At 60.3% G+C, this 5,917-nt stretch carries 3 protein-coding genes; all 3 read left to right on the top strand.

Going from position 1 to position 5,917, the window contains the following annotated elements:
- Positions 1 to 955, top strand: a 955-nt coding sequence (locus tag KHU33_RS24940) for a fatty acid desaturase family protein (protein WP_407928318.1), incomplete at its 5' end; no start/stop codon positions are given.
- 10 nt (positions 956 to 965) lie between these two features.
- Positions 966 to 2,072 (top strand): hypothetical protein, encoded by a 1,107-nt coding sequence (locus KHU33_RS24935; RefSeq protein WP_211468055.1) that lies wholly within the window; start codon positions 966 to 968, stop codon positions 2,070 to 2,072.
- A gap of 186 nt (positions 2,073 to 2,258) precedes the next feature.
- On the top strand, positions 2,259 to 5,822 hold the full coding sequence (locus tag KHU33_RS24930) for a hypothetical protein (RefSeq protein ID WP_211468053.1): 3,564 nt from the start codon (positions 2,259 to 2,261) through the stop codon (positions 5,820 to 5,822).
- The last annotated feature ends 95 nt before the right edge of the window (positions 5,823 to 5,917 follow it).

Here is a 5,917-nt window from a genome sequence, read left to right as displayed (position 1 = left end):
GCACCCTGCCGTTTGGCGCGGTACAGGGCATCTCGCGTGCCGTGCGGAGTTTTGCGTGACCGCCGCCAACCATGCGGCGTTGTCCGCGGCTAGGGCGCGCGTCGGTAGTTCGAGCGACGTGCCCAGCATTGTGTTTATCTGCGTGGTGCTGGCAAACACGCTTGTGCTCGCACTGACCGATTCGCTTTGGTTACGCGCCTTGTTGGTGCTGCCGCAAGCTCTTCTGTTCATCGGCTGCCAGGAAACCAAGCACATGTGCGTGCACGGCACGTTCCTGAAAAACCGCAGGCTCAACGATGCCGTCGGCACGGTATGTGCGGCCATGTTCGGCGTCAATTTCATTGCATACCGCCATTTCCATTACCTGCATCATCATTCCACCTGCACCGAGATCGACCCGGAAGGGCGGCTGTATTCGCTGAGCCTGAACACGCGGCTGATCTGGTTGTTTGCGCCGGTCGAACTGCCGGTGATCTCGTGTTACATCAATTGGATCGGCTGGGCCATGGTGCCGGCGAAGCATCGCATGGCCAGCCGCCTTTGTTTCGGATGGATGTTGCTGTTCGCGGTCTTGATCGGAGCGTGTGCACGGGAAGCCTGTCAGGCCGTCGTCTGGGCCTATCTGATTCCACTGGCATTGTTTGCCTGGTTCGATTTCATCCTGACCCAGGCCGAGCACTATCATGCTGCTATTGTGCCTGCGCTTAACCGGCGCGATACCGGCTCGATTACGCTCGACATTGTCCTGCCGGCTGGATTGGGATGGCTGACGCTGCATCGTTCCTTGCACCGTGTGCACCATCTTGATCCCGCGCTGCGCTGGTTCGAGGCGCCCCGGCGCCTGCGCGAGGACCCGGGCGCATCGCCCTTGACCTGCATGGCATTCTTGCGCAGATGGCTTGCCGGCGGCCCTCGCCTATGGCTGCGTGGCTCTCACGCATCGCCTGCGACCTGAGCGCCATGCCATGAGTCGCTATGAATTCTCCTTGGGCGGGCCGGAGGACGATACGCAGTTGCGCGAGCGCATGGCTGCCGATTGGATTGAGGGGGATTCCGCCATCAGCCTGCGCCGTGAGCCGTCCTATATTCTCGCTTGCCGGCTGCAGGGAGATCCCGTGCAAATCATCGTCGGGCGGGAGACGGTGAGCGGCCGCATCGCGGCGACGGGCAGCCGTTGCATCACGCAGACCTACCTTGGCGGCGAAGTGCGGCGCGCGGCCTTTCTCTCGGACTTGCGCATCCATCGCGAGCATCGGAGCGGCATGCTGCTCTCGCGGGTTTACCGCTTCCTGCGTTTGCTGCACGATGCCGATCCGCTGCCGTGCTATACCCTGGTCTATGACGACAACGAGACCGCATTGGGCAACCTGGTGGGCGGGCGTGCCGGATTGCCGCATTACCTGGAGCGCGGACGTTTGTTCACGCGCGCGCTTCATCTCTCGCGCCGCAAGCCGGCACTGGTTGTAGAGGGCATTGAGCTGCGCCGCGCCCGCGAAGAAGAATTGCCGGCAATTGTCGAATTTCTCAACCGGCGCAACCGTCAATTCCGATGGGCGCCGGTACTGGACGCTGCCGATTTTTCCGCGGGCGGCCGTTGCGATACGCTGAATGCGGAAGATTTTTTCATCGCCATCAGGGGCGGGTGCATTTGCGCGACGATGGCAGCCTGGGACCAATTTCCGCTGCGCCAGGCGCATATCGAACGTTACCCGAAGCCGATGGCTTTGCTGCGGCATGTGCATAACCTGGTCGCGTCGCTGCTCAAGCGGCCGCGCCTGCCTGCCGAAGGCGGAGCGCTGCCCTACGTCTATCTCTCATTCATCGCGGTCGAGCAGGACGATCATGCGCTTTGTGCCGCATTGCTGCGGCACGCCTACAACGCCTTGTGTCAGGGGCGTTGGCTGTACGCGCTTGCAGCCCTGCACGACGACGATCCGCTGCTACCGGTGTTTTCGGACTACCCTGCGATGTCATCGGCGGTCAGATTGTTCGAAGTCGACTTCTCGCGCGAACCGGATCGCGCGGCCGCGTCTTCGCTTCAGCGCGCGCGCATCGAGTTCGCTTTGTCTTGATCCTGGTCAATTCAAACTCCAATTGCTTCGTCTTATGCAATGAGATTTCGCTGCGTTGGTAAATGCCCTTTGGCTTGCCTGTAGCATATCTTGAAGCCAGCCAAGCGCCGAATGGAACTCGGGACAATAATTTGATTTTAATGCTTGGCATGGCAGCCTAATGTTGCATATTACCTGGAGCCTGCTATGCCTATTAACCCCAATGTTGGTCGGGGAATTCCGGTCACAGCACAAACTTCCGCGCAGGAACCGCCGTCCACCGTATCGTCTGCCGTACAGGAGAATCCGCCAGTGGAGCGCGGACGGGCGGGTGGAATGTCGGTGCAATTGTCCACGCTTTCCGATATGTCTAGAGTAAGGCGTTCCAGATCCGAGCTCAACCTGCCGCGCAAGACGGAAGTAGCCGTTTCCTTGTCGCGCAGTTTTCGAGAGCCACCCGTATCTCCTGGTAAAGAGGCCGAAACCGGTGATGCGAAGGACGCGGATTGGGAGAGCGTCCTGGACGCAAGCGTCGGCGCGGACGATATTCCTTCGCGAAAAGGGGCGAATGCGGACACAAATATCCGCATGACGCCGTTTGGCCCGTCGCATATGGCTGAAGGATCCGCGCGAGTCGATCAAACCGCGCGGCGCTCTCAGTCTGATATCGGGCTATCGCGTCATGCCGCGCCTGGTCTTCCGTCATCGCGTAGTTTTCGTGAACCGCCGACCTCCGCTTCGGTTGCGCTGCTCGATGGTGCGGTGCGTAGCGACGATGGCATATGGAATGAGGAATCATTAGCGCAATCCATTGCTTCGAAAGGCAAGGCCAAGCTTGAGGAGTTCTCCGGCGTGATCGATCTTCACGCTTTGCCAGACTTGCACTCGTCGGTCGCGCCGTTTACGAGCGAGGAAATCGTCGCCTCATGGCTGTCAAAGGCTGAATTGAACAATCCGCGAAGGCGCGGTGAGGCCGAGCCTTCGTCGAGTACATTCCGCGGACCGCCGATCGGTTCTTCCCGACGCAGTGTCGCCTCCTTGCCCAGCATTGCCGAGCAGCAGGACGACCTGCGGGATGATCAACGCGCCGCGCCCTCCACGAGTTTCGGCGCGCGGCGCAGTGACAGCGTGAAGTCGCGGCCGGAGGTGCGGGAGCGCCAGTCGAGCACGCCGGCGGGCGCCGCTCCACATTTCTCTCGCGGCACAGTCAAAGACCGATTCGCGCAATTGGTCAACATCAAAAAAGTCCCTTTCACACCTCCCATCCGGGTCGAACAGTGGAATCTGGACAGCACGCTTGAGATTTGCCAGGGGTGGCGCAACAGTCAGTCTGGCTCGCCGGCAATACCGGAATTGTCCAGGCTTATGGCGCTGAATTTCGAACGCGCCCATGCCGGCGCGATTCCCGAGGAGAGGCGAGGGCAGAGGCTTCTTCCCAAAGGGGCGGGAGACGACGACTACTACCGGGAAATGATCGCGACCTTCCTCAAGGCCGCAGGGATCGAGAATTCCGACGAAGTGCTCAATAGTTTCAAGACGACCGGAACCGGTGCTCTGCACCGGCAGCCGGTCATGTCTTCGTCTACGGTGGGCGGTGCAGTAAGCAGCATCGCGCAGATTGCCGCCTCCTCCCATCCGATAGCAAAAACCGCACTGTCGGCGGTCCAATTGATTCTCACGGCCGTGACCACCAAGCTTTCATTTGACTCCGCCGAGTTGCGCTTGCGTAATGCCGGCACCGAGGAAATCATGCCATTGGGGAAGGCCGATGCCTCTCCGAGCGCGAAAACCGGACCCAACGTATTTGGTGCGGCCGCAACGCTCGCATGGCGGTTACCGAAGATCCGGCAATGCGTGCAACGGATGGCAAAAGCACAGATCCTGCTCGATGCCGCGAAATCAAGGCTTGCCGCGGCGGACATCTCTCCCGCAGACCGCCTGCAAGCTGAGAACGATGTCCGCGCCGCAGGAGAAAAACTCGGCATCGAGTACGCGCGGTTCTGCTTGCGCAACGAGCTGAAGACGGACTACAAAACTGCTTCTGAAAGCGCCAAAATCGAATATGAAGGCAACAAGCGCTACCTAGGCGTCAGTGGCGCAAGCGCCGCGTTTGCCGTCACGTCGACCGTTCTGGGTATCTTGCCCCATGCTGCGGCGGCCGCCGTGACGGGTGGCGTCAGTGCCGCAGCGGTGACGGCGGTGGCATTGATGTATGTGGGTTATCAGCTCAGTTCCGGGCCGAGCAAGGATGGGGAAGCCAAGGCGAAGCGCGCCATCGTGGCGCTTGGGAAGTCGCTCGACCTGCTCGGCGGCAATGCGGCCAAACAGCAAAAGGAAAGAGCGCAAGCCTATCAAACTTACATCAAGGAAAAACGCCTCTGGCGCCGCCCGGAAGTGCGCGCGCAGGCAAAAGCCAAGCTGCTCGTCACGCTAGACGATATCGCGCGCCGCGACACGACAGAGCATGACGTCAAGCCCCTGGCGAACTGGGAAGCCTATGCCGATTACCGGCAGCAGACGGAAGCCGCCGCCGGTGACCCGCATGCCATGCAGGAGCTGGAAGCGGCCTTTACGCAAGCGCACCAGGCCGAGTTCAAGGCTTCGACCATCGCTGACTCCTGGAAATCGCCGTATCGCATGCGCCTGGACAGCATGGGCCGCATCTTGCTCGGCAAGAGCGGCAAGACACTGGCGGCATTGCTGAAATCCGCCGTCCGCACCGGACAGGCATCGTCCGGCCGGTCCGAACGGCGCACATCTGCGCAGGCGCAGATTCATGCCGGCTTGCGCGCCGACGTCAAAGCCAGCCTGCGCGATTGGATCTCATTTGAGCTGGCGCAATCCAACATCAAGAGCGCGCTCTCCGAGGGTGAAGGCCCCGGTGCGGAAGCCGGTTTGCAATCGGCCGCCCGGGCTCTCGCAGCGATCAAGGATGTCGATGCACAGGCGCTGTTCACCGGCGATGGCCGCGGTCAGGTAGAAGCGACCGAATTGGCGAAGAGATTGACTGCCGGCGAGGTTGAGCGCTACACCATAACCAATGCCGGTTCTGCCACGCTGGCGGGCGTCGCCAATACTTTCGGTGCTGCGGCGAGCCTGGGCCTCAGCATCAAGAATGAAATCAAGATAAGCCATGGCATCCACGCTCCCAAGACATACAATGATCAGAACGACGCGCGCGTGTTTTTACAGGGAACGGCTCCGGTCACGGCGCCATACACCTCGGCCGAACGCGCCCGGTTCCAGAAGACCAGCATGGCGAAGTTGTTGGGAACGCTGGCGCGGAATGGCGATCCGGTTTCTCTCAAACTGGACATTGCCGAGGCAGATCCGTCGGCGATGGATATGAGCGATCCGCGGATCGATGTCGCGCTCGACAAGCTGATGGACGATCTCGAAAGGCTTGCCGACTTGCCAGACGACATCAAACTTTCGATTGGCGGAAAGAGCATCGCAACCGGCAAGTTGAGCGGCACGTCGAACTATTTCGACTGGCGCTACAAGCAGGCGTCAGCCGGCACCAAGGCCAAGTTCCAGATGCGGCGCACTGGGATGATTGCCAATAACATGCATGTGTCCGTCACGTCCCCGATCAGCCAGCTCGTGGCCCAGGTTCCGCTATCCATGACCCGGCGCGCGGCCAATCGCGGCCAAGAGATGAGCCATGACGTGCGCGATCGTCTCACCGATCTCACTAGGCGATCGTCGTCCGTCGGTACAGTAGACGAGGGGGCGGACGTTGACCGTACCCCAATAAACAGTCGCATTTAAAAGTAGAATTTCCGACGTGATTTTTCATTAGATGAAACAGGAGTCATGTCGTGAAGAAAAGCAAATTTACCGAGCAACAAATCGCATTTGCGCTG

This window comes from Collimonas silvisoli (genome assembly GCF_018305005.1).
Taxonomy (GTDB): Bacteria; Pseudomonadota; Gammaproteobacteria; order Burkholderiales; family Burkholderiaceae_D; genus Collimonas; species Collimonas silvisoli.
The sequence above is the reverse complement of the archived record's forward strand: the minus strand, read 5'-3'. Positions and strand labels throughout refer to the sequence as shown.